The sequence below is a fragment of the Bartonella sp. AP65SXKL genome, from assembly GCF_042195725.1.
Lineage (GTDB): Bacteria > Pseudomonadota > Alphaproteobacteria > Rhizobiales > Rhizobiaceae > Bartonella.
On sequence record NZ_JBHIOW010000098.1, the window covers coordinates 1 to 687 of the forward strand.

1 protein-coding gene is annotated in these 687 nt (G+C 40.2%); it reads right to left on the reverse strand.

Annotated elements, in window-relative coordinates; translation table 11 throughout:
* A partial coding sequence (locus ACFIMP_RS09860; protein WP_375686347.1) for a hypothetical protein occupies positions 1-657 on the reverse strand: 657 nt, incomplete at its 3' end.
* Positions 658-687 lie beyond the last annotated feature (30 nt).

Here is a 687-nt window from a genome sequence, read left to right on the forward strand (position 1 = left end):
CCATATTCCGCACTCCCAATAATAACGGAGTCGCTCCCATATTCTACGGTGCCAAGGTAGAGATGCCATGTATTGTTGTGGTGTTAACATAGACAATTTATAAGTCGTATTGGAAATGTAATTAAAGTTTGGAACTAGGTGATCACCACGTAATCTGCCGCCACCAAAAACAGCCCCTAAACCACTAATCCAACAATTACCTTCGTGACTGAGGTTCTCTTCACTCTCTACCCAGCCACCTAAATCACCTTTCTTTACTTTGCCAAAGCTTCTCAATGCTCGTATTCGGTGTAACTTGAAAGGACCGAGATCAACTGTATCGTCTGTAAGTTCGTATTTCTTTTTACTACTATTAACTAAATCACAACCACTAATAAAACCTGTATCAATCCATGCATCACCACACACACGGGCATTTTCACAAATTATTGCTGTACCGTATACATGTGCATTACCAAAAACTTTAGCATCAAAATAAACAATGGCATTGCCATAAACATGAGCGTTATCATAAACGTTGGCATTACCAAAAACCTTGGCTCGACCGTAAACCCTAGCACTACCATAAACCTTTGCATCGTCCCCAACCCAACAGTCTCCCTCATGACTTAAATTGCTTTCATTTTCAATAAAGCCACCTAAGTCACCTGCGTACACATCTCTAAAATTTCTTAAAGCACGTATACG